At 72.5% G+C, this 21668-nt stretch carries 21 protein-coding genes and 1 riboswitch; of the genes, 9 read left to right on the top strand and 12 right to left on the bottom strand.

Features of this window, described 5'->3' with window-relative positions:
* Position 1: 1 nt before the first annotated feature.
* The 4 genes from thiE to Sco07f_RS04875 all read right to left on the bottom strand — a co-directional run bounded on the left by thiE (position 2) and on the right by Sco07f_RS04875 (position 2935).
* Positions 2-673 (bottom strand): thiamine phosphate synthase, encoded by a 672-nt coding sequence (gene thiE / locus Sco07f_RS04890; protein ID WP_108987037.1) that lies wholly within the window; start codon positions 671-673, stop codon positions 2-4.
* A 194-nt stretch (positions 674-867) separates the two neighbouring features.
* Positions 868-1233 carry an Rv2175c family DNA-binding protein gene (locus Sco07f_RS04885; protein WP_007448487.1) on the bottom strand — a complete coding sequence of 122 codons (366 nt, stop codon included), beginning with the start codon at positions 1231-1233 and terminating at the stop codon, positions 868-870.
* Positions 1234-1274: 41 nt separating this feature from the next.
* Positions 1275-2552 (bottom strand): NAD(P)/FAD-dependent oxidoreductase, encoded by a 1278-nt coding sequence (locus Sco07f_RS04880; RefSeq protein ID WP_054103351.1) that lies wholly within the window; start codon positions 2550-2552, stop codon positions 1275-1277.
* 32 nt (positions 2553-2584) lie between these two features.
* On the bottom strand, positions 2585-2935 hold the full coding sequence (locus Sco07f_RS04875; RefSeq protein WP_054103350.1) for an avidin-fold protein: 351 nt from the start codon (positions 2933-2935) through the stop codon (positions 2585-2587).
* A gap of 52 nt (positions 2936-2987) precedes the next feature.
* Positions 2988-3099: riboswitch (TPP riboswitch) on the top strand.
* Between Sco07f_RS04875 and thiO the strand changes: the two genes are divergently transcribed.
* The 5 genes from thiO to Sco07f_RS04850 all read left to right on the top strand — a co-directional run bounded on the left by thiO (position 3097) and on the right by Sco07f_RS04850 (position 8470).
* A complete protein-coding gene (gene thiO, locus Sco07f_RS04870) occupies positions 3097-4341 on the top strand; it encodes a glycine oxidase ThiO (RefSeq protein WP_108987035.1) in 1245 nt (414 codons plus the stop codon). Its footprint overlaps the riboswitch before it by 3 nt.
* Positions 4338-4547 carry a sulfur carrier protein ThiS gene (gene thiS / locus Sco07f_RS04865; RefSeq protein WP_007448519.1) on the top strand — a complete coding sequence of 70 codons (210 nt, stop codon included), beginning with the start codon at positions 4338-4340 and terminating at the stop codon, positions 4545-4547. The genes thiO and thiS overlap by 4 nt, the downstream gene beginning before the upstream one ends.
* A 2-nt stretch (positions 4548-4549) precedes the next feature.
* Positions 4550-5344: a thiazole synthase gene (locus Sco07f_RS04860; RefSeq protein WP_108987034.1), complete on the top strand. Its 795-nt coding sequence runs from the start codon at positions 4550-4552 to the stop codon at positions 5342-5344.
* Between the two features lie 221 nt (positions 5345-5565).
* Complete coding sequence (gene pknB / locus Sco07f_RS04855) at positions 5566-7518, top strand: Stk1 family PASTA domain-containing Ser/Thr kinase (protein WP_167468011.1); 1953 nt, start codon at positions 5566-5568, stop codon at positions 7516-7518.
* 34 nt (positions 7519-7552) lie between these two features.
* Positions 7553-8470 (top strand): deoxyribonuclease IV, encoded by a 918-nt coding sequence (locus Sco07f_RS04850; protein WP_054103346.1) that lies wholly within the window; start codon positions 7553-7555, stop codon positions 8468-8470.
* Between the two features lie 22 nt (positions 8471-8492).
* Here Sco07f_RS04850 and Sco07f_RS04845 read toward each other — a convergent pair whose 3' ends face one another.
* A complete protein-coding gene (locus Sco07f_RS04845; RefSeq protein ID WP_007448508.1) occupies positions 8493-9140 on the bottom strand; it encodes a sulfite oxidase-like oxidoreductase in 648 nt (215 codons plus the stop codon).
* 192 nt (positions 9141-9332) lie between these two features.
* On the opposite strand from Sco07f_RS04845, the gene bfr reads away from it, so the two are divergent.
* Positions 9333-9836: a bacterioferritin gene (bfr, locus tag Sco07f_RS04840; RefSeq protein WP_007448529.1), complete on the top strand. Its 504-nt coding sequence runs from the start codon at positions 9333-9335 to the stop codon at positions 9834-9836.
* Between the two features lie 8 nt (positions 9837-9844).
* Here the strand turns inward: bfr and Sco07f_RS04835 are convergent, their stop codons facing one another.
* Both Sco07f_RS04835 and Sco07f_RS04830 read right to left on the bottom strand, forming a co-directional pair.
* Positions 9845-10078, bottom strand: coding sequence for a (2Fe-2S)-binding protein (locus tag Sco07f_RS04835; protein ID WP_030869393.1), 234 nt, complete (start codon positions 10076-10078; stop codon positions 9845-9847).
* A 164-nt stretch (positions 10079-10242) separates the two neighbouring features.
* Entirely contained in the window at positions 10243-11595 is a 1353-nt protein-coding gene (locus Sco07f_RS04830) for a class II 3-deoxy-7-phosphoheptulonate synthase (protein ID WP_042825976.1), read from the bottom strand.
* 169 nt (positions 11596-11764) lie between these two features.
* Here Sco07f_RS04830 and Sco07f_RS04825 point away from each other — a divergent pair, with 169 nt between their 5' ends.
* The 3 genes from Sco07f_RS04825 to Sco07f_RS04815 all read left to right on the top strand — a co-directional run bounded on the left by Sco07f_RS04825 (position 11765) and on the right by Sco07f_RS04815 (position 16702).
* Entirely contained in the window at positions 11765-14593 is a 2829-nt protein-coding gene (locus Sco07f_RS04825; RefSeq protein ID WP_108987032.1) for an N-acetylmuramoyl-L-alanine amidase, read from the top strand.
* A gap of 45 nt (positions 14594-14638) precedes the next feature.
* Positions 14639-14695: a trp operon leader peptide gene (locus Sco07f_RS41220; RefSeq protein ID WP_071528813.1), complete on the top strand. Its 57-nt coding sequence runs from the start codon at positions 14639-14641 to the stop codon at positions 14693-14695.
* A 102-nt stretch (positions 14696-14797) separates the two neighbouring features.
* Positions 14798-16702 carry an anthranilate synthase family protein gene (locus Sco07f_RS04815; protein ID WP_108987031.1) on the top strand — a complete coding sequence of 635 codons (1905 nt, stop codon included), beginning with the start codon at positions 14798-14800 and terminating at the stop codon, positions 16700-16702.
* On the opposite strand, the gene Sco07f_RS04810 is transcribed toward Sco07f_RS04815, so the two are convergent.
* The 5 genes from Sco07f_RS04810 to Sco07f_RS04790 all read right to left on the bottom strand — a co-directional run bounded on the left by Sco07f_RS04810 (position 16654) and on the right by Sco07f_RS04790 (position 21630).
* The gene (locus tag Sco07f_RS04810) at positions 16654-17649 is read right to left on the bottom strand and encodes a 2-hydroxyacid dehydrogenase (protein ID WP_108987030.1); all 996 of its coding nucleotides are present in this window, start codon (positions 17647-17649) and stop codon (positions 16654-16656) included. The genes Sco07f_RS04815 and Sco07f_RS04810 overlap by 49 nt on opposite strands.
* Before the next feature lie 96 nt (positions 17650-17745).
* Positions 17746-18774 carry a 6-phosphofructokinase gene (locus Sco07f_RS04805; RefSeq protein ID WP_108987029.1) on the bottom strand — a complete coding sequence of 343 codons (1029 nt, stop codon included), beginning with the start codon at positions 18772-18774 and terminating at the stop codon, positions 17746-17748.
* 51 nt (positions 18775-18825) lie between these two features.
* Positions 18826-19473 carry a response regulator gene (locus tag Sco07f_RS04800; protein ID WP_054103423.1) on the bottom strand — a complete coding sequence of 216 codons (648 nt, stop codon included), beginning with the start codon at positions 19471-19473 and terminating at the stop codon, positions 18826-18828.
* Between the two features lie 127 nt (positions 19474-19600).
* Complete coding sequence (gene macS / locus Sco07f_RS04795) at positions 19601-20860, bottom strand: MacS family sensor histidine kinase (RefSeq protein WP_007448609.1); 1260 nt, start codon at positions 20858-20860, stop codon at positions 19601-19603.
* A gap of 26 nt (positions 20861-20886) precedes the next feature.
* Positions 20887-21630: a lysophospholipid acyltransferase family protein gene (locus Sco07f_RS04790; protein ID WP_054103343.1), complete on the bottom strand. Its 744-nt coding sequence runs from the start codon at positions 21628-21630 to the stop codon at positions 20887-20889.
* Between the last annotated feature and the right edge of the window lie 38 nt (positions 21631-21668).

The raw sequence follows: 21668 nt of genomic DNA, 5'->3' as shown, positions 1-21668 counted from the left end.
GCTATCCCCGCGCCGGGGCCTGTCGCAGCCGCTTCGTGAACTCGGCCGCCGCCGCACCCGGGTCGTCGGCGGCGGTGATCGCGCGGACGACGACCACGCGCCGGGCGCCGGCGTCCAGCACCTCGTCGAGGTTGCCGAGGTCGATGCCGCCGATCGCGAACCAGGGGCGGTCGGTGCCCAGCGCCGCCGTGTACCGGACCAGGTCGAGGCCGGGGGCGTGCCGGCCGGGCTTGGTGGGGGTCGGCCAGCACGGACCGGTGCAGAAGTAGTCCACGCCGTGCTGGACGGCGGCCGCCGCGGCCTCGGACTCGGCGTGCGTGGAGCGGCCGACGAGGACGTCGTCGCCGAGGATCGCCCGGGCGGCGGGCACCGGGAGGTCGCCCTGGCCGAGGTGCAGCACGTCGGCGCGGGCGGCGTGCGCGACGTCCGCCCGGTCGTTGACCGCGAGGAGCTTGCCGTGGCGGGCGCAGGCGTCGGCGAAGACCTTCAGGTGCTCCAGTTCCTCGGCCGCCTCCATGCCCTTGTCCCGCAACTGCACGATGTCGACCCCGCCGGCCAGCACGGCGTCCAGGAACTCGGGCAGGTCGCCCTGGCTGCGGCGGGCGTCCGTGCACAGGTAGAGCCGGGCGTCGGCGAGCCGGGCGCGGGCGGTGGTCGGAGCGGTGTCGGGCATGCAGGTGTCCCCCGGTTCGATGGCGTGGGCCCACGACGGGCCGCGCGATTCTGGCATACGGGCCGCGGACCGGGCCTCTCCCGGGCCGTGGTCCGCGGCTCGTACGCCGGGCGGTGCGGCGGATCGCGGATCGGCGACGCGGCTGATCAGCGGTGCCGCGGATCAACGATGCGGCGGGTCAGCGATGCGGCGGGTCAGACGGCGAGCGCCTGGGCGCGGCGCTTCACCTCCGTACCGCGGTTCTCGGTCAGCGCCTGGGCGGGGGTGCCGGGCAGGCTCGGGTCCGGCGTGAAGAGCCACTCCAGCATCTCCTCGGCCGTGAAGCCGTCGTCCCGCAGCAGCGTCAGGGTCCCGACCAGGCCCTTGACGACCTTGTCCTCGTCGATGAAGGCCGCGGGGACGTGCAGCGCGCGGTTCTCACCCCGGCGGACGGCGATGAGCTGGCCTTCCTTGATCAGCTGGCGTACCCGGGTCACCTCGACGCCGAGCATCTCGGCGATGTCGGGAACGGTGAGCCAGGCAGGCACGAGAGCCTCGGTCTTTGCGTCAATCTCGGTCACGCCCCCAGCCTGCCACCTGGCACTGACACTCGGAAACCGGACTACGCCGCCGCCGTCGCCGCCTTCAGCGGCTTCGCCGGGTCGGCCAGCAGGTCCGGGTCCATCGCCGTACCCGCCTGGATCAGGCGCTTGCCCTGCGCCAGGTCGCGGGGACGGCCCACCGCCAGCAGGGCGACCAGGCGGCCCTCGCGCAGCCAGCAGACCGTCCAGGCCGGGCTCGCGGGATCGCCGCGCCACAGGGTGGTGTCGGCGGCCGTGTGGTGACCGGCGTACTGGACGAAGCGGCCGAACTGCTCGGACCAGAAGTACGGCACCGGGTCGTAGGCCGCCGGGGCCTCGCCGCCCGGGGTGCCGACGATGTCGGCGGCGACCGTGCGCGGTCCCTGGAGGGCGTTGTCCCAGTGGTGCACCAACAGCCGCTCGCCGTAGCGCGCGGAGGGGAAGGAGGCGCAGTCGCCCACCGCGTGGACGTCCGGCGCGGAGGTGCGCAGGCGGTCGTCGGCCAGGACCTCGCCGTGTGCGCCCAGGGCGATGCCGGAGCCGGCGAGCCAGCCGGTGGCCGGGCGGGCGCCGATGCCGACGACGACCGCGTCGGCGGGCAGCCGGGTGCCGTCGTCCAGGAGGACCCGGGCGGGCTCGCCCGGACCGCCCGGCTCGACGCGCTCCACGCGCGCGCGGGTGCGCAGTTCGGCGCCCGCGTCGGCGTACCAGGCGGTCATCGGCGCGGCCACCTCGGCGGGCAGCGCGTCGGCCAGCGGCCGGTCGGCGGCCTCCACCACGGTCACCGCGCAGCCCGCCTCGCGCGCGGCGGTGGCGAACTCGGCGCCGATCCAGCCCGCGCCCACGACCACGACGTCGTGCTGCCGGGCGAGCACCGGGCGCAGCCGTTCGGCGTCGTCCAGGGTGCGCAGCAGGTGCACGCCGGGCACGCCGTCGGCGCCGGGGAGCCGGACGGGTTCGGCACCGGTCGCCAGGACGAGGCGGTCGTACGGCACGGGGCCCCCGGAGGTGTCCAGGACGTGGTCGCCGGGACGGACGCCCAGGGCCTCGCAGCCCAGCCGCAGGGTGATGCGGAGGGCCTCGAAGTCGACGTCGAAGGCGGAGCCCTCGGCGGTGCCGAGCAGGACGGCCTTGGACAGCGGGGGGCGGTCGTACGGCTGGTGCGGCTCCGCGCCGATCAGGGTCACCGGGCCGGTGAAGCCCTGTTCCCGCAGGGCGACCGCGGTCTGCACGCCCGCCATCCCGGCGCCCACCACGACCACCCGGCGTTCCGCGTCCGCCGCCGGCCCCTGTCCCCGTTCCCGCGTCTGCTCACTCACCTGATCACCATAGACACCCGGCGTTCCGCCGGTCAGTGCCCGTGCTCGGTGAGCTGCTCCACAACGCTCGTACCGCTGCCCGGCCGCGACTCCCACTCCCAGGTCTCGTCCAGGCGCACCCGCCCGTCCGGCAGGTCCACGACGACCGACACGCAGTGCCCCGACGACGTGCTGCCGTCGGTCCCCAGCTGCACGTACCGGAAGTCGAGGCGGTCGCCCTCCCTGGTGCCCACCAGCCGGCCGCGGACGACGTCGCCGCCCGCGTACTCGGCCCACACGGCGCCGTCCTGCTCGTGGTAGGTGAACCGGGTGCGGGCGCCCACCTGGCCGGGCGCCTGGTCGGCAACGGGCGCGAGGACCAGACCGTCGACCGAACGTGCCATGGGTACGGGCTCCCTTACAGGTGCGAAGCTCTGCGGGCTAGGGTGGCCAACGTAAGGCACTCGCGGGAGCCCGGACGCACCGGGCTGAGAGGGAGGCTGGCGGCCTCCGACCGTACGAACCTGATCCGGGTCATGCCGGCGAAGGGAGGGGCTGGACGCCCATGTCGTCTCCACCGCACACGCCTCCGCACACGCCTCGTACGTCTCGAGCACCCGACGTCCTCGTCGTCGGCGGCGGGATCATCGGGCTCGTCACCGCCTGGCGGGCCGCGCGGCGCGGGCTGGTCACCGCCCTCGTGGACCCCGAGCCGGGCGGCGGCGCGGCCCAGGTGGCGGCCGGGATGCTGGCCGCCGTGACGGAGCTGCACTACGGCGAGGAGACGCTGCTCGCCCTGAACCTCGCCTCGGCCCGCCGCTACCCGGAGTTCGCGGCCGAGCTGACCGAGGCGACCGGCCAGGACCTCGGGTACCGGCGCTGCGGCACGCTCGCCGTCGCGCTGGACGCCGACGACCGCGCCCACCTGCGCGAGCTGCACGCGCTCCAGCAGCGCTGCGGCCTGGAGTCGGAGTGGCTGTCGGGGCGCGAGTGCCGGCGTCTGGAGCCGATGCTCGCGCCGGGGGTGCGCGGGGGGCTGCGGGTGGACGGCGACCACCAGATCGACCCCCGCCGCCTCGCCCGCGCGCTGGTGACCGCCTGCGAACGGGCTGGCGTCGTCTTCCACCGGGTGTGGGCCGCCCGGCTCGGCGTCGGGCGCGGCGGCGAGCGGGCCACGGGCGTCGTCACGGCCGACGGCACCGTGCTGGAGGCCGGGCGGGTGGTGCTGGCCGGGGGCAGCCTGAGCGGGCGGCTCGCCGGCGTGCCGGAGGCCGTACTGCCGCCGGTGCGGCCCGTGAAGGGGCAGGTGCTGCGGCTGACGATGCCGGGGGCGCACGGACCGCTGCTGAACCGGACCGTGCGCGCCGTGGTGCGCGGCAACCACGTCTACCTGGTGCCCCGGGAGAGCGGCGAGCTGGTCGTCGGCGCCACCAGCGAGGAGCTGGGCTGGGACACGACGGTCACCGCGGGCGGCGTCTACGAGCTGCTGCGCGACGCCCACGAGCTGGTTCCCGGCATCACGGAACTGCCGCTGACGGAGACCCGCGCGGGTCTGCGCCCGGGCTCCCCGGACAACGCCCCGCTGCTCGGCCCGACCGCTCTGGACGGCCTGCTGCTGGCCACCGGCCACTACCGCAACGGCGTCCTGCTCACCCCCGTCACCGGCGACGTCATGGCGCACGCCCTGACCACCGGGGAGCTGCCGGACGAGGCCCGCCCCTTCACCCCGCGCCGCTTCGGCGCCGCCCCCGCGGTACCGGAACTCCCGGACCCCCCGGCACCCTCGGATCTTTCGGAGCAGCCCGTATGAGTCCTGTCACCGTCTCCGTCAACGGCGAGCCGCGCGAGGTGGCTCCCGGCACGGCCCTGGACGCGCTGGTGGGCACGCTCACCGCGGCACCGTCCGGAGTGGCCGCCGCCCTCAACGAAACCGTCGTCCCGCGCGCGCGATGGGCCGGCACCCTCCTGACCGACGGCGACCGCGTCGAGGTCCTCACCGCTGTCCAAGGAGGCTGACCATGGCCGACGATCCCTTCGTCCTCGGCGGTACGTCGTACGGGTCCCGCCTGATCATGGGTACGGGCGGGGCGCCCAGCCTGGACGTGCTGGAGCGCGCGCTGCTGGCCTCCGGAACGGAGCTGACGACCGTCGCGATGCGGCGGGTGAACGCCTCGGTGCACGGCTCCGTGCTGTCCGTGCTGGAGCGGCTCGGCATCCGGGTGCTGCCGAACACGGCCGGTTGCTTCACCGCCGGGGAGGCCGTCCTCACCGCGCGGCTGGCGCGGGAGGCGCTCGGTACGGACCTGGTCAAGCTGGAGGTCATCGCCGACGAGCGCACGCTGCTGCCGGACCCGGTCGAGCTGCTGGACGCGGCGGAGACGCTGGTCGACGACGGCTTCACGGTGCTGCCGTACACGAACGACGACCCGGTGCTCGCGCGGAAGCTGGAGGACGTCGGGTGTGCGGCGGTCATGCCGCTGGGCTCGCCGATCGGGTCCGGGCTCGGGATCCGCAACCCGCACAACTTCCAGCTGATCGTGGAGCACGCGCGCGTGCCGGTGATTCTGGACGCGGGGGCCGGTACGGCGTCGGACGTGGCGCTGGCGATGGAGCTGGGGTGTGCGGGTGTGATGCTCGCCTCGGCGGTGACGCGCGCGCAGGAGCCGGTGCTGATGGCTTCCGCGATGCGCTCCGCGGCGGAGGCGGGGCGGCTGGCGCGGCGGGCGGGGCGGATTCCCCGGCGGCACTTCGCCGAGGCGTCGTCTCCTGCGGAGGGCCTGGCGGTGCTGGATCCGGAGCGGCCCGCCTTCTAGGCACCGGCGTCGCAGAGGGCCCGGGGGGGGTGGGCACGCAGCCCGGCGTAGCGGGGTGCCGCTGCGCCCACCCGTGCCGCCCTGGGGGTACCTCCCAGGCCGTTCAGGCACTGGGGGAGGCACGACTGCCCGCAGCTATGTACGTCACAGATGCGCTTCAGTACCGGCCCGAATCCGCTCGGCGACTTGGGGTGTCGGTGGCGGCTCGTAGACTCGCCTGCGTGGACACGACCCTTCAGGACCCTCTCGTCGGGCAGGTGCTCGACGGCCGGTACCGCGTCGAGGCGCGGATCGCGGTCGGCGGGATGGCCACGGTCTACCGGGCCGTGGACACCCGCCTGGACCGCGTGCTCGCGCTGAAGGTGATGCACCCGACGCTCGCGACCGACGCCACCTTCGTCGAGCGGTTCATCCGCGAGGCCAAGTCGGTGGCCCGGCTCGACCACCCCAATGTCGTCCAGGTCTTCGACCAGGGGGCCGAGGGGGCGTACGTCTACCTGGCGATGGAGTACATCGCGGGCTGCACCCTGCGGGACGTGCTGCGCGAGCGCGGGGCGCTCAGGCCGCGGGCCGCGCTGGACATCCTGGAGCCGGTCCTCGCCGCGCTCGGTGCCGCGCACCGGGCGGGCTTCGTGCACCGGGACATGAAGCCGGAGAACGTGCTGATAGGGGACGACGGCCGGGTCAAGGTCGCCGACTTCGGCCTGGTCCGCGCCGTGAACACCGTGACCAGCACCACCGGCGCCGTCCTCGGCACCGTCTCCTACCTGGCGCCCGAGCAGATCGAGCACGGCACCGCCGACCCGAGGGTCGACGTCTACGCGTGCGGTGTCCTGCTCTACGAGATGCTGACCGGCGACAAGCCGCACGACGGCGACTCGCCCGCCGCGGTGCTCTACAAGCATCTGCACGAGGACGTGCCGCCGCCGTCGGCCGCCGTGCCGGAGATGGCCTTCGAGCTGGACGAGCTGGTCGCCGCCGCCACGGCGCGCAACCCGGAGATCCGGCCGCACGACGCCGTGGCGCTGCTCTCGCGGGCCCGCGAGGCGCGCGAGGCGCTGAGCGCGGACCAGCTGGACGCGGCGCCGCCGCAGGCGCTCGCCGCGGAGCACGACAACGCCGAGGACCGCACCAGCGTGATCCCGCGCGCGCTGACGATGCCCCGTCCGCTGCCCGTCAACGAGGACGAGGGCGACGGCGCGCACGACGGCTTCCCCGCGGACGGCGTCCACCGCACCAGCCGGCTGACGGCTCCCCCGCCGGCCCCGCCCCGCTCCCGCCTGCCCCGCCCGCGCCGCGGTCCGCTGGCGATCGTGGTGGCCGTCCTGCTGGTGCTCGGGGTCGGCACGGGCGTCTGGTACATCAACTCCGGCCAGTTCACCAAGGTGCCTCCGCTGCTGTCCAAGACCGAGGCGCAGGCCCGGGACCGGCTGGACGACGCCGGTCTCGACGTCGGCAAGGTGAAGCACGCCTACAGCGACACGGTGGAGCGCGGCAAGGTCATCAGCACCGACCCCGGGGTGGGCGACCGCATCCGGAAGAACGACTCGGTGTCGCTCACGGTCTCCGACGGCCCCGACACCGTGAAGCTGCCGGACGTGTCGGGATACCGGCTGGACAAGGCACGGACGCTGCTGGAGGACGAGGGGCTGGAGCCCGGCATGGTGACCCGGGCGTTCAGCGGCGAGGTGGCCAAGGGCTTCGTGATCTCCACCAAGCCCGGATCGGGCACCACGGTGCGCGCGGGTTCCGCGGTCGCCCTGGTGGTCAGCAAGGGCAGCCCGGTCGACGTCCCGGACGTCACCGGCGACGACCTGGAGGACGCGAAGGCGGAGCTGACGGAGGCCGGCCTGGAGGTGAAGGTCGCCGACGGGCGGGTGAACTCGGAGTACGACAGCGGCCGGGTGGCCCGGCAGACGCCGGACCCGGGCGGCCGGGCGGCCGAGGGCGACACGGTGACGCTGACGCTGTCCAAGGGCCCCCGGATGATCGAGGTCCCGGACGTGGTCGGCGACAGCGTGGACGACGCCAAGCGGAAGCTCGAGGACGCGGGCTTCGACGTGGACGAGGACCGCGGGCTGCTCGGGCTGTTCGGCGACACCGTCAAGAAGCAGTCCGTGGACGGCGGGGACACGGCTCCGGAGGGGTCCACCATCAAGATCACCATCAGGTGACGGGGCACCGCCGGCCGCATGACACCCTGGATGGGTGAAGAGTCAACAGTCCGCCCCCTCCCCCACGGCCCCGTCACCCGCCGTCCGGACCGGCCTCCCCCGCAACCCCGTCGGCGGCCACGTCCCGGTGGCCGGCGGACTGCACTCCGTGGGGCTGTCCTACGCCCGTGAGCTGCGGGCGGAGACCGTGCAGGTCTTCGTCGCCAATCCGCGCGGCTGGGCCACCCCGGCCGGCAACCCGAAGCAGGACGAGGCCTTCCGCGAGGCCTGCGCGGCCGGGTCGATCCCGGCGTACGTGCACGCCCCGTACCTGATCAACTTCGGCTCGCACACCGGGGCGACGGTGGAGCGGTCGGTGGAGTCGCTGCGGCACTCGCTGCGGCGCGGGCGGGCCATCGGGGCGCTGGGCGTGGTCGTGCACACCGGGAGCGCCACCGGCGGGCGGGACCGGTCGGTGGCGCTGAAGCAGGTGCGGGAGCACATGCTGCCCCTGCTCGACGAGCTGACCCACGACGACGACCCGTACCTGCTGCTGGAGTCGACGGCGGGGCAGGGCGCCTCCCTGTGCTCGCGGACCTGGGACTTCGGGCCGTACTTCGAGGCGCTGGACGCCCACCCGAAGCTGGGCGTGTGCCTGGACACGTGCCACATCTTCGCGGCGGGCCACGACCTGACCGGCCCTTCCGGCATGCACCAGACCCTCGACCTGCTGGTGGACACAGTCGGCGAGGGCCGGCTGAAGCTGATCCACGCCAACGACTCCAAGGACGTGGCGGGGGCGCACAAGGACCGGCACGAGAACATCGGCGCCGGTCACATCGGTGAGGACCCCTTCCGGGCGCTGATGACGCACCCCGCGACCGAGGGCGTGCCGCTGGTCATCGAGACGCCCGGCGGCAAGGAGGGGCACGCGGCGGACGTGGAGCGGCTGAAGAAGCTGCGCGACGGCTGACCCCCGAGGGCGCCGCGACGGGTCACAGCTCGGGGCCGTCCCCGGGCTCCTCCTGGTAGGAGTAGCGCTGCTCGCGCCACGGGTCGCCGATGTTGTGGTAGCCGCGCTCCTCCCAGAAACCGCGCCGGTCGGCGGTCATGTACTCGATGCCGCGGACCCATTTGGGGCCCTTCCACGCGTACCGGTGCGGGACGATCAGCCGCAGCGGGAAGCCGTGCTCGGCAGTGAGCAGCTCGCCGTCCTTGTGGGTGGCGAAGAGGGTGCGCTCGGCGGCGAAGTCGGACAGCGTGAGGTTGGAGCTGAAGCCGTACTCGGCCCACACCATCACGTGGGTGACGGCGGGCGCGGGCGGGGCGAGGCCGAGGATGGTGGTGGCCGGGACGCCGCCCCATTCCGAGCCGAGCATGCTGAACTTCGTGACGCAGTGCAGGTCGGCGACGACCGTGGTGTACGGCAGGGCGGTGAACTCGTCGTGCGTCCAGGCGTGCTTCTCGTCGTCGGTGGTGGCCCCGAAGACCCGGAACTCCCAGCGCTCCGGCCGGAACTTGGGGACCGGGCCGTAGTGCGTGACCGGCCAACCGCGCTGGAGCCGCTGCCCCGGCGGGAGCTCGAACCGCGACGCTCCTTGCGAACCGTCTTCTCCCGATCCGTGTTCCACCGGCTGACCCATGCCTCCATCCTGACAGACCCGGACCGATGCCCCTGACCCGCCCCACTTACATTCGGGCAAACCGTCATCCATCACAACCAAAGCGACTAAGCCTGTACTTACTTACTAAGTCAACACTTACTGGACGATCTTCGAAGCCGGTGCAATCATGCCGCGCAACACGCCTGTTCCCGTTCGAAGGAGCGTCAAGCGATGCAGGGCGACCCGGAAGTCATCGAGTTCCTCAATGAGCAGCTGACCGCCGAGCTCACGGCCATCAACCAGTACTTCCTGCACGCGAAGCTGCAGGACCACAAGGGCTGGACCAAGCTCGCGAAGTACACGCGCGCGGAGTCCTTCGACGAGATGCGCCACGCGGAGGTGCTCACCGACCGCATCCTGCTCCTGGACGGCCTGCCGAACTACCAGCGGCTCTTCCACGTGCGGGTCGGCCAGAGCGTGACCGAGATGTTCCAGGCCGACCGGGAGATCGAGCTGGAGGCGATCGACCGGCTGCGCCGGGGCATCGAGGTGATGCGGGCCAAGCACGACATCACGTCGGCCAACGTCTTCGAGGCGATCCTCGCCGACGAGGAGCACCACATCGACTACCTGGAGACCCAGCTCGACCTGATCGAGAAGCTGGGCGAGTCGCTGTACCTGTCGACGGTGATCGAGCAGACCCAGCCGGACCCGTCGGGACCGGGATCCCTCTAACGGGAGGTCTAGGCCGCCTCGGGAAGCTCGGCGAGGACCGGCGCGCCCTGGTCGGCCAGCTGCCGGCGGGGGCAGGCGCCGCGGCCGAGCAGGGCCTGGATGCGGCGTACGCAGCCGCCGCAGTCGGTGCCCGCCTTGCAGGCGGAGGCGATCTGCCGGGGCGTGCACGCGCCGGCCTCCGCGTGGCTCTTCACCTGTTCCTCGGTGACACCGAAGCAGCTGCAGACGAACACGCGGTTCACCTCCCGGGCGGGGTACAAGGTCGTGCCGTACCGACGACCGGGGGGCCCGTTGATCGGTGAGGCAAACCTAACCTTACCCATCACGCAAGATCGACAAAAGGGAAGGGGGCGCGGATCGTGTGTGACCCGCGCCCCATTCACCGGCCCCGGGCGGGGGCCGGCCGTCACTGGTCCCGGTACATCTCCGCCACCAGGAACGCCAGGTCGAGCGACTGGCTGCGGTTCAGCCGAGGGTCGCAGGCCGTCTCGTAGCGCTGGTGCAGGTCGTCGACGAAGATCTCGTCGCCGCCGCCCACGCACTCGGTGACGTCGTCGCCGGTCAGCTCGACGTGGATGCCGCCCGGGTGGGTGCCGAGCGACTTGTGCACCTCGAAGAAGCCCTTGACCTCGTCGAGCACGTCGTCGAAGCGGCGGGTCTTGTGACCGGAGGCCGCCTCGTAGGTGTTGCCGTGCATCGGGTCGGTGATCCAGGCGACCGTCGCGCCGGAGGCCGTGACCTTCTCCACCAGCTCCGGGAGCTTGTCGCGGATCTTGTCCGCGCCCATCCGGACGATGAAGGTCAGCCGCCCGGGCTCGCGCTCGGGGTCCAGACGCTCGATGTACTGGAGCGCCTCCTCGGCCGTGGTGGACGGGCCGAGCTTGATGCCGATCGGGTTGCGGATCCGCGAGGCGAACTCGATGTGCGCGTGGTCCAGCTGCCGGGTGCGCTCACCGATCCACACCATGTGGCCGGAGACGTCGTACAGCTGCCCGGTGCGCGAGTCGACGCGGGTGAGGGCCGACTCGTAGTCCAGCAGCAGCGCCTCGTGGGAGGAGAAGAACTCGACGGTCTGGAACTCGGCCGGGTCCGTCCCGCAGGCCCGCATGAAGTTCAGCGCGTTGTCGATCTCCCGGGCGAGCTGCTCGTAGCGCTGGCCGGAGGGGGAGGACTTCACGAAGTCCTGGTTCCAGGCGTGCACCTGCCTGAGGTCGGCGTAGCCGCCGGTGGTGAAGGCGCGCACCAGGTTCAGTGTGGAGGCCGAGGCGTGGTACATGCGCTTGAGCCGCTCGGGGTCCGGGATCCGGGCCTCTTCGGTGAAGTCGAAGCCGTTGACGGAGTCGCCGCGGTAGGTCGGCAGCGTCACGCCGTCGCGGGTCTCGGTCGGCTTGGAGCGCGGCTTGGAGTACTGGCCGGCGATCCGGCCGACCTTCACCACGGGCACGGAGGCGGCGTAGGTGAGGACGGCGCCCATCTGGAGCAGCGTCTTGAGCTTGTTGCGGATGTGGTCCGCGGACACCGCGTCGAAGGCCTCGGCGCAGTCGCCGCCCTGGAGGAGGAACGCCTCTCCCTTGGCGACGGCCGCCATCCGGGCACGCAGCTGGTCGCACTCGCCCGCGAAGACGAGCGGCGGATACGACTCGAGGTCCGCGATCACTGCGCGCAGAGCCTCGGTGTCGGGGTACTCGGGCTGCTGCGCCGCGGGCAGGTCTCGCCAGGTGTTGCCAGCGCTCGGGCTGGTCTTAGCGTTCACGGTCACCCCTTAACACTACGGGGTCGCGCAACGCGGTTTTTCCCTCGCCCGACAGGTGAGACGGGACCCCGCCGCGGCCCGCCGCCGCAGGGTTGGTAACCTCACGCGCCTCCGAAGTTCACAGCACGGACGACGTTCATACATATTCATATCGAGGGCATACCGGGGTGGGGTTTTGAGCGCGGATCACCGAAGAGACCGCAAGAAGAAGAAACTGCTCGTCTACGGCATAGCCTCGGCGGTGGCCGTCGCCGCCACGGCCGGCGGCCTGGCCCTGGCCTCGCCGGGCCTGCTCGGCTCGGACGCCGCCCAGGCGGCCGTGGCCCCGGGCGCCCGGCTGCAGAGCGAGTTCGAGCAGGCCGCCGAGGAGTTCGACGTCCCGCAGAGCGTGCTGATGGCGGTCTCGTACCGGCAGACGCGCTGGGAGGACCACGACGGGCTGCCGAGTACCACCGGCGCGTACAACGTCATGGGGCTCACGGACGTCGACGCGGACAGCCTGGAGAACAAGGACGCGGCCGAGGAGCGCGAGCACCGGCTCGAGCACATGAACCGCAGCGGCGACCCGGTCGTCGAGAAGCACTTCGACGCCGACAAGGCTCTCGAGAGCCTCGACGAGGAGCCCGTCGACACCGACGACCCGCGGCTGCACACCCTGGACGAGGCGGCCGGCCTCATCGACGCGTCGGCCGAGAAGGTGCAGAGCGACACCGGCGAGAGCATCCGGGCGGGCGCCGCGCTGCTGGCCAAGTACCAGAAGGACGCGACCGGTTCGCTGCCCGAGGACCCCGGCGCCTGGTACCCGGCGGTGGCCCGCGCCAGCCAGGCCCCGGACCACAAGGGCGCGCAGCTCTTCGCCAAGCGCGTGTTCGAGTCGATCAAGACCGGTGAGAAGCGCGTCACCGGCGACGGCCAGTCCCTCACCCTGCCGGCCGACCCGGCGGTGAAGCCGAAGAAGACGACGGACCTGGAGCTGGCCGCGGCCTCCGCCGCCCCCACCCCCGAGTGCCCGTCCGGTCTGAACTGCGACTTCCGTCCCGCCGCCTACAAGCAGAACGGCGGCATCGACGACTGGGGCAACTACAACGTCGCGAGCCGCCCCACGGCCGGCCACGAGATCACCTCGATCGTGATCCACGACACCGAGGGCAGCTACAGCAGCGCCCTGGGCGTCTTCCAGAACTCGTACTCGTACGCCAGCGCCCACTACCTGATCCGCGCCTCCGACGGTCTGGTCACCCAGATGGTCGAGACGAAGAACGAGGCGTGGCACGCGGCCAACAAGACCCTCAACATGCACTCGATCGGCATCGAGCACGAGGGTTACGCGATCAAGGACGGCAGCTGGTACACCGAGCCGCAGTACGAGTCCTCGGCCGCGCTGGTGAAGTACCTGGCCGGCAAGTACGACATCCCGCTGGACCGTGAGCACGTCCTCGGCCACGACGAGGTCCCGGGCGTCCTGGACGGCAACGTGAAGACCCAGCACTGGGACCCGGGCCCGTTCTGGGACTGGAACCACTACATGGACCTGCTGGGCGCCCCCACCGGCGCCGAGGGACCGGGCGGCCCGTACAGGGCGGGCCAGGTGATCCGCGTCGTCCCGCCGTTCACCACGGCGAACCAGCCGAAGATCACCAACGGCGGCTCCTCGGTCCCCAAGCAGCCGGCGAACTTCACCTACCTGTACTCCTCGCCGTCCACCTCCTCGGCCACGCTCACCGACCCGTACCTGGGCAGCCAGTCCTGGACCGAGGGCTGGAACTGGGCCAACAAGGTCCTGGCCGGCGGCGAGTTCGTGGTCGCCGAGGCACGGCAGGACTGGACGGCCATCTGGTACGGCGGCAAGAAGGCCTGGTTCTACAACCGGGGCGGCCAGTTCGCCACCCCCGTCGGCACACCGGACGTGGTCACGGCCAAGGCCGGGGCGAGCTCCATACCGGTGTACGGGCGCGCCTACCCCGAGGACGGCGCGTACGCGGGCACCGGAGTGCCGGTCCAGAACAAGAACAACGAGTCGCTGACCAAGTACGGCGTCCTCGCCGGACAGAAGTACGCCCTGGCCGGCGGCGCCATGAAGGGCTCGTACTACAACAGCGGCAACATCGACGGTTCGGGCGAGGGCTCGCGCACGGTGGTCGTGGGCGACACCACGTACTACCCGATCCGCTTCAACCACCGCATCGGCTACGTCCGCACGGCCGACGTCCAGCTGGTCAAGGGCACCGCGCCCGACCCGGGCACCGACCGGTACGACATCCTCGGCCGGGACTCCTCGGGCGTGCTGTGGCAGTACCAGGGCACCGGCAGCGCGTCCTCGCCGTTCTTCGGCCGCTTCCGCATCGGCGGCGGCTGGAACACCTACAACGCGGTGACGACGCTCACGGCGCTGCGCGCCGACGGCACCGGCGACGCGGTGGCCCGCGACAAGAGCGGTGTGCTCTGGTACTACAAGGGCAGCGGCGACATGACGGAGCCGTTCGAGTCCCGCACCCGGGTCGGCGGCGGCTGGTCCGTCTATGACACGATCACCGGCGCCCGGGACCTCACGGGTGACGGCAGGCCGGACTTGATCGCCCGCGACAAGAGCGGCGTGCTCTGGCTCTACAAGGGCACCGGCAACACCGCCGCGCCCTTCGAGACCAAGTCCCGGATCGGCGGCGGCTGGTACGTCTACAACACGCTGACCGACACCGGCGACCTCACCGGTGACGGCAGGCCGGACCTCGTCGCCCGCGACAAGAGCGGCGTCCTGTGGCTGTACAGGGGCACGGGCAACGCGTCGGCCGTGTTCGAGTCCCGCACCCGGGTCGGCGGCGGCTGGTACGTCTACGACGTGCTGAACGGACCGAGCGACCTGAACCGGGACGGCGTGCCGGACCTGATCGCCCGCGACAAGGACGGCGTGCTCTGGTACTACCAGGGCACCGGCAGCGCCTCGGCGCCGTTCAAGGGCCGCACCAGGATCGGCGGCGGCTGGAACACGTACGGCATGATCATCTGAGGCAACCGCCGTCGACCCGGGCGCGGATGCGCTAGGGTCGACGGCATGTTCGCGCACTCGACCCAGAACTGGTGGTGGACCGCTCATCCGGCGGCCCACTGACTGCGCGCGACTCAAGACTCCGCGAAGGCCGCCCGAGGGGCGGCCTTCGGCGTTCTCCGAGCCGGGTCCGTTCCTCTCCGACAACCGAGAAGGACCCGGACCATGACACCGCTCGACGGCCTCCTGGCCGACCCCCGCCCGTTCGCCCTGCTCCGCCGCCGCGCCCCCGGTCACGACCACGACACCGTGGAACTGCTGCTCGGCCCGGTCACGGAGCACGACAGACTCGCCGGCCTGCCCGACGACGGTCTGGCGCTCGTCCCCTTCCGGCAGATCCGCGAACGCGGCTTCGACGTCCGCGACGACGGCACTCCGCTGCTGATGCTCACCCCCGAGGAGCGCCACGACATCCCGCTCGCCGAGGCGCTGGCGCAGCTGCCCGCGCACGAGGTGCGGGTCGAGGGCGGCGGCTTCGACGTCGGTGACGAGGAGTACGCGCGGATCGTCGGCCGGGTCCTCGACGAGGAGATCGGGCGGGGCGAGGGCGCGAACTTCGTGATCCGGCGGACGTACGAGGGGCGGATCCCCGGGTTCGGGCGGGCCGACGCGCTGGCCCTGTTCCGGCGGCTGCTGGAGGGCGAGCGGGGCGCGTACTGGACGTTCGTCGTGCACACCGGGGAGCGGACGCTGGTGGGCGCCAGCCCGGAGGTGCACGTGCGGATGTCCGGGGGCACGGTCGTCATGAACCCGATCAGCGGCACGTACCGCTACCCCGCCGAGGGGCCGACCCCCGAGCACCTCCTGGACTTCCTGGCCGACGGCAAGGAGATCGAGGAGCTGTCGATGGTCGTCGACGAGGAGCTCAAGATGATGTGCACCGTCGGCGACATGGGCGGGGTGGTCGTCGGCCCGCGGCTGAAGGAGATGGCGCACCTCGCGCACACCGAGTACGAGCTGCGCGGCAGGTCCTCCCTGGACGCGCGGGAGGTGCTGCGGGAGACGATGTTCGCGGCGACGGTCACCGGCTCGCCGGTGCAGAACGCCTGCCGGGTCATCGAGCGGCACGAGACCGGCGGGCGGGGCTACTACGCGGGCGCGCTGGCGCTGCTCGGCCGGGACCCGGGTGACGGGCCGGGGCTGCCGGGCCCGCAGACGCTCGACTCCCCCATCCTGATCCGCACCGCCGACATCGACGCGGCCGGGCGGCTGCGGGTGCCGGTCGGCGCCACGCTGGTGCGCGGCTCGGACCCGGCGGGCGAGGTCGCCGAGACCCACGCCAAGGCGGCCGGCGTGCTGGCGGCGCTGGGCGTACGCCCGTCCCGGCCGCGCGCGGAGGCGGGGCGGCCGGGGCTGGCCGACGACCCCCGGGTGCGGGCGGCGCTGGACGGGCGCCGCGCCTCCCTGGCCCCGTTCTGGCTGCGGATGCAGGCGCCGTCGGCCGAGCTGTCCGGGCATGCCCTGGTCGTCGACGCGGAGGACACCTTCACGGCGATGCTCGCGCACGTGCTGCGCTCCTCGGGGCTCGCGGTGAGCGTACGGCGGTACGACGAGCCGGGGCTGCGCGGGGCGGTGCTGGGGCACGAGGGCGGCCCGGTGGTGCTGGGTCCTGGCCCCGGGGACCCCTCGGACCCGGCCGACCCGAAGATGCGCTTCCTGCGGTCCCTGACCGCCGAGGTGATCGCGGGGCACCGGCACGGCGTCCTCGGCGTCTGCCTCGGCCACGAGCTGATCGCGGCGGAGCTGGGTCTGGACATCGTCCGCAAGGAGGTGCCGTACCAGGGGGCGCAGACGGAGATCGACCTGTTCGGGCGGCCGGAGACGGTCGGCTTCTACAACAGCTTCACCGCGCGCTGCGACGACGCGGCGGCCGCCGAACTGGCCGCGCACGGCGTCGAGGTGAGCCGTTCGGCGGGCGGCGAGGTGCACGCGCTGCGGGGCGCGGGCTTCGCGGGGGTGCAGTTCCACCCCGAGTCGGTGCTGACGCTGAACGGCACCGCGATCGTGCGGGAGCTGGCCGGTCAGCTGCGCGGGACGAGCACGTTCTCCGAGCGGCGGCCCTCCCGGTAGTCGAGGACGTTGCGCACCGTCGTGTCGACGATCTGGCCGACGGCGTCCTCGGTGTAGTAGGCCTGGTGGGAGGTGACCAGGACGTTCGGGAAGGTGACGAGGCGGGCCAGGGTGTCGTCCTCGACGGCCTCCAGGGACTTGTCGAGGAAGAACAGGCCCGCCTCCGCCTCGTACACGTCCAGGCCCACGCCCGCGAAGCGGCCCGCGCGCAGCTCGCCGACCAGGGCCGCGGTGTCGATCAGGCCGCCGCGGCTGGAGTTGATCAGGATGGCGTCGTCGCGCATCGCCTTCAGCGCGGCGGCGTCGATCAGGTGCCGGGTCTCGGCCATCAGCGGGACGTGCAGGGTGATCAGGTCGGAGCGGGCGAGCAGCTCGTCCTTCGGGACGTAGCGCATGCCCAGTTCGGCGCAGGCCGGGTTCTCGGCGACGTCCCAGCCGAGCAGGCGCATGCCGAAGCCGTGGGCGATCCGGGCGAAGGCCTCGCCGATCTTGCCGGTGCCGAGCACCCCGGCGGTGCGGCCGTGCAGGTCCCGGCCCATCAGGCCGTCGAGGCGGAAGTCGAAGTCGCGGGTGCGGTTGGAGGCGCGCACGATCCGCCGGTTGACGGCCATGGCGAGGGCCCAGGCGAACTCGGCGACCGAGTGGGGCGAGTAGTACGACACCCGGGCGACGGTCATGCCGAGCCGCTCGGCGGTGGCCAGGTCGACGTTGTTGAAGCCGGTGGAGCGCTGGGCCACCATCCGGGTGCCGCCGGCCGCGAGGATCTCCAGGACGTCCGCGCCGAGGTCGGCGTTGACGGAGGTGGAGACGATCTCGTAGCCGGCCGCGATGGGGGCGGTGTCCTCGTTGAGGAAGACGTCCAGGCAGCGGACGTCCTCGTGGTCGCCGAAGGCCCGCTCGATCAGGGGCTTCTCGTCGGCCTGGACGCCGAAGGCAAGGATCTCCATGACCGCTCCCGTCGTGGTGGGCTCCGGGCCGAATATACGGCCCTCGGCCCACCCTCGCCGGTCAGCGGCAGATCCCCGGGGACCGCCGGATCGGGGTCAGCCGAAGAAGACACCGACCTCCTCGTACAGCGCCGGGTCGACCGTTTTCAGCCGGGCCGTGGCCTCGGCGATCGGGACGCGGACGATGTCCGTACCGCGCAGGGCGACCATCTTGCCGAAGTCCCCGTCGTGCACGCAGTCGATGGCGTGCAGTCCGAAGCGGGTGGCGAGCCAGCGGTCGAAGGCGCTGGGGGTGCCGCCGCGCTGGACGTGGCCGAGGACGGTGGTGCGGGCCTCGTTGCCGGTGCGCTTCTCGATCTGCTTGGCCAGCCACTCGCCGACGCCGGACAGCCGGACGTGCCCGTAGGAGTCCAGCGACTCGTCCTTGAGCACCATGTCGCCGTCGCGCGGCATCGCGCCCTCGGCGACGACCACGATCGGGGCGTAGGAGGCCCGGAAGCGGGAGGTCACCCAGGCGCACACCTGCTCGACGTCGAAGCGCTGCTCGGGGATGAGGATGACGTTGGCGCCGCCGGCCAGGCCCGAGTGGAGGGCGATCCAGCCGGCGTGCCGGCCCATGACCTCGACGACCAGGACGCGCATGTGGGACTCGGCGGTGGTGTGCAGCCGGTCGATGGCCTCGGTGGCGATGCCGACGGCGGTGTCGAAGCCGAAGGTGTAGTCGGTGGCTGACAGGTCGTTGTCGATGGTCTTGGGGACGCCGACGCAGGGCACGCCGTACTCGTCGGCGAGGCGGGTGGCGACGCCGAGGGTGTCCTCGCCGCCGATGGTGATGAGGGCCTCGACGCCGAGTGCGGCGAGGTTGTCCTTGATGCGCCGGATGCCGTCCCGCTGCTGGAGCGGGTTGGTGCGCGAGGAGCCGAGGACGGTGCCGCCGCGGGGCAGGATGCCGCGGACGGCCGGGATGTCGAGCGGGACGGTGTCGCCCTCCAGGGGGCCGCGCCAGCCGTCCCGGAAGCCGGTGAAGTCGTAGCCGTACTCCTGGACGCCCTTGCGGACGACGGCCCGGATGACGGCGTTGAGCCCGGGGCAGTCGCCGCCTCCGGTCAGTACTCCGACCTTCATCGCACAACCCCTTTGCCAGGGTGGGTGGTTGAGGCCACTGTCCCGCGTGGGTCAGGCGTCGTCCAGACCCCGTTCGATCGCGTACCGCACCAGCTCCACCCGGTTGTGCAGCTGGAGCTTGCCGAGGGTGTTCTGGACGTGGTTCTGGACGGTGCGGTGGGAGATGACGAGGCGTTCGGCGATCTGCTTGTAGCTCAGACCCTTGGCGACCAGACGCAGCACCTCGGTCTCCCGGTCGGTGAGCCGGGGCGCGCCGGGGTCGTCGGTGCCCGCGGCGGGCGCCGGTTCGGAGGCCAGGCGGCGGTACTCGCCGAGGACGAGTCCGGCGAGGCCCGGGGTGAAGACCGGGTCGCCGGCGGCGGTACGGCGCACCGCGTCCCGCAGTTCCTCGGTGGAGGCCGACTTGAGCAGGTATCCGGTCGCGCCGGACTTGACCGCCTCCAGGACGTCGGCGTGCTCCCCGCTCGCCGAGAGGACCAGGACGCGCAGCCTCGGGTCGGCGCCGACGACCTCCTTGCAGACCTGGACGCCGGGCTTGCCGGGCAGGTTGAGGTCGAGCACGAGGACGTCGGGCGCGGCGGCCGCGGCCCGACGCACCGCCTGGTCGCCGTCGCCGGCCGTGGCGACCACGTCGAAGCCGGACTCGGCCAGGTCCCGGGCGACGGCGTCGCGCCACATCGGGTGGTCGTCGACCACCATGACCCTGATCGGTTCCGGTCGTTCGCCGTCCTGCCGTTGGGCATCCTGCCGTTGGGCATCCTGCCGTTGGGCATCCTGCCGTCCGGCGTCCTGCCGTCCGGCGTCCTGTCGTTCGGTGTCCTGTCGTTCACTCATGGTGCGCTGCCTTCCCCCGTGCCGTGCCACTGCTGCCGGTGCCGGCGGTCTTCTTCGGTGCCTTCATTTCGACCTCGGTGCCCTGTCCGGGCACCGAGATCAGCTCGGCCGTGCCGCCGAGGTCGCGCAGTCGCCCGCGGATCGACTGGGCCACGCCGAGCCGCCCCTCGCCCTCGGCCTCGGTAAGCCGCCCCTCCGGGATGCCGGGCCCCTCGTCGCGGACGGTGACGATCACCTCGTCCGGTTCGTCCTCGACCAGGATCCAGGCGCGGGCCCGCTCGCCCACGTGCTCGCGGACGTTGTCCAGGGCGGCGCCCACCGCGGCCGCCAGCTCCCGTGCGGCATCCGGGGCGAGGCGGACCGGGGCGCCCGGCTCGGCGAGGTTCACCAGCGAGCCGGCGTACGGGGCGAGCAGGTCGCGCAGGTCGACGGGGCCGTCCGGGTCCGTCCCGTCCCCCTCCGGTTCCTCGACCACCCGTACGACCGCGCCCTCGGCGGCGTCCTCCGACACGCGGGAGACGGGCACCAGGCCTCGGGAAACCAGGGTGCGCAGGGCCACCTCCTGCTCACCGGCGAGCCGGCCCAGCTCGGCCGCCTCGCCGCCGATGACGGCGCCCCGGCGCTGCACCATCGCCAGCACCTGGAGGACGCTGTCGTGGATGTCCCGGGCGAGCCGCTCGCGTTCCCGGGTCGCCGCCTCGATCTCCAGGGCGCGCGCGAGGGTGCGCTCGGAGGCGCGGGCGACCTCGACGACGTAGCCGATGGCGATGGAGGCGACCCAGACGAGGATGACGTTGTGGACGGTGTCGCGGGCCGGGGTGCCGCGTTCGACCAGGTTGGCGACGGCGACCAGGGTGGAGGCGACGGCGGCCCAGCGCCAGCCGCCCTTGATGGCGAAGGCCAGCACGGAACCGGCGGTCCATATCGACGGCAGGGTCGGGCCGCCGTCCATGACGCGCTCGTGGGCGTCGGCGAACGGCGTGAGCAGGATGCCGGTCAGCGCGACGGTGAGGTCGGCGGCGAGGAACCGCTTGGTGCAGTGCGCGGCGTTGGTGACCCTGGGGAGGGTGGCCAGGGTCCAGACGAAGAGGACGGCGTAGTAGGCGACGGCGAGCCAGGGGCGGGCGAAGCCGGAGTAGGCGGTGGCGAAGAAGCCGATCGCGTACAGCATGGTGAGCACGCGGTAGCCGGCGAGCGCGCGCCACAGCGGCAGCTCGACCGACATCCTCATGACTCTCTCGCGCCTGGCCATGTCCCCCCTCCCCGGGCCCTGCCGGGCTACGACCCGGTCCGGTCCTTCTCGGCCTTCGCGGCCTTGCCCGCTTCCTTCTCGGCCTTCGCCGCCTCCGCGAGCTGCCGCTTCATGGCGGTCGCGTACATGTCGACGTACTCCTGGCCGGAGAGCTTCATGATCTCGTACATGACCTCGTCGGTCACCGCGCGGAGCACGAAGCGGTCGTGCTCCATGCCCTGGTAGCGGGTGAAGTCCAGCGGCTTCCCGATCCGGATGCCGGGGCGCATCAGCTTCGGCATCACCTGACCGGGCGGCTGGATCTTCTCGGTGTCGATCATGGCGACCGGGACGACGGGTGCGCCGGTGGCGAGGGCCACGCGCGCGAGTCCGCCCGGTTTGCCGCGATAGAGGCGGCCGTCCGGGGAGCGGGTGCCCTCGGGGTAGATGCCGAACAGCTCGCCGCGCTCCAGGACCTCTATGCCGCTCTTGATGGCAGCCTCCCCCGCGCCGCGCGCGCCGGAACGGTCCACCGGGAGCTGGCCCACGCCCTTGAAGAACGCGGCGGTCAGCCTGCCCTTGACCCCGGGGGTGTTGAAGTACTCGGCCTTGGCGATGAAGGTCACCTTGCGGTCGAGGACGGCGGGCAGGAAGAACGAGTCGGAGAACGACAGGTGGTTGCTCGCCAGAATGGCGGGGCCGTCGGCCGGGATGTACTCCAGACCCTCCACCCAGGGCCGGAAGGCGAGCTTCAGCGACCCTCCGATGGTGACCTTCATCGTGCCGTACAACAACCGAGTGCCTCCTGGTATCTGTGGCTCAGACCTTA

The organism is Streptomyces coelicoflavus, from assembly GCF_003112555.1.
GTDB classification, from domain to species: Bacteria; Actinomycetota; Actinomycetes; order Streptomycetales; family Streptomycetaceae; genus Streptomyces; species Streptomyces coelicoflavus.
This window is presented reverse-complemented; position numbering and strand designations above follow the sequence as displayed.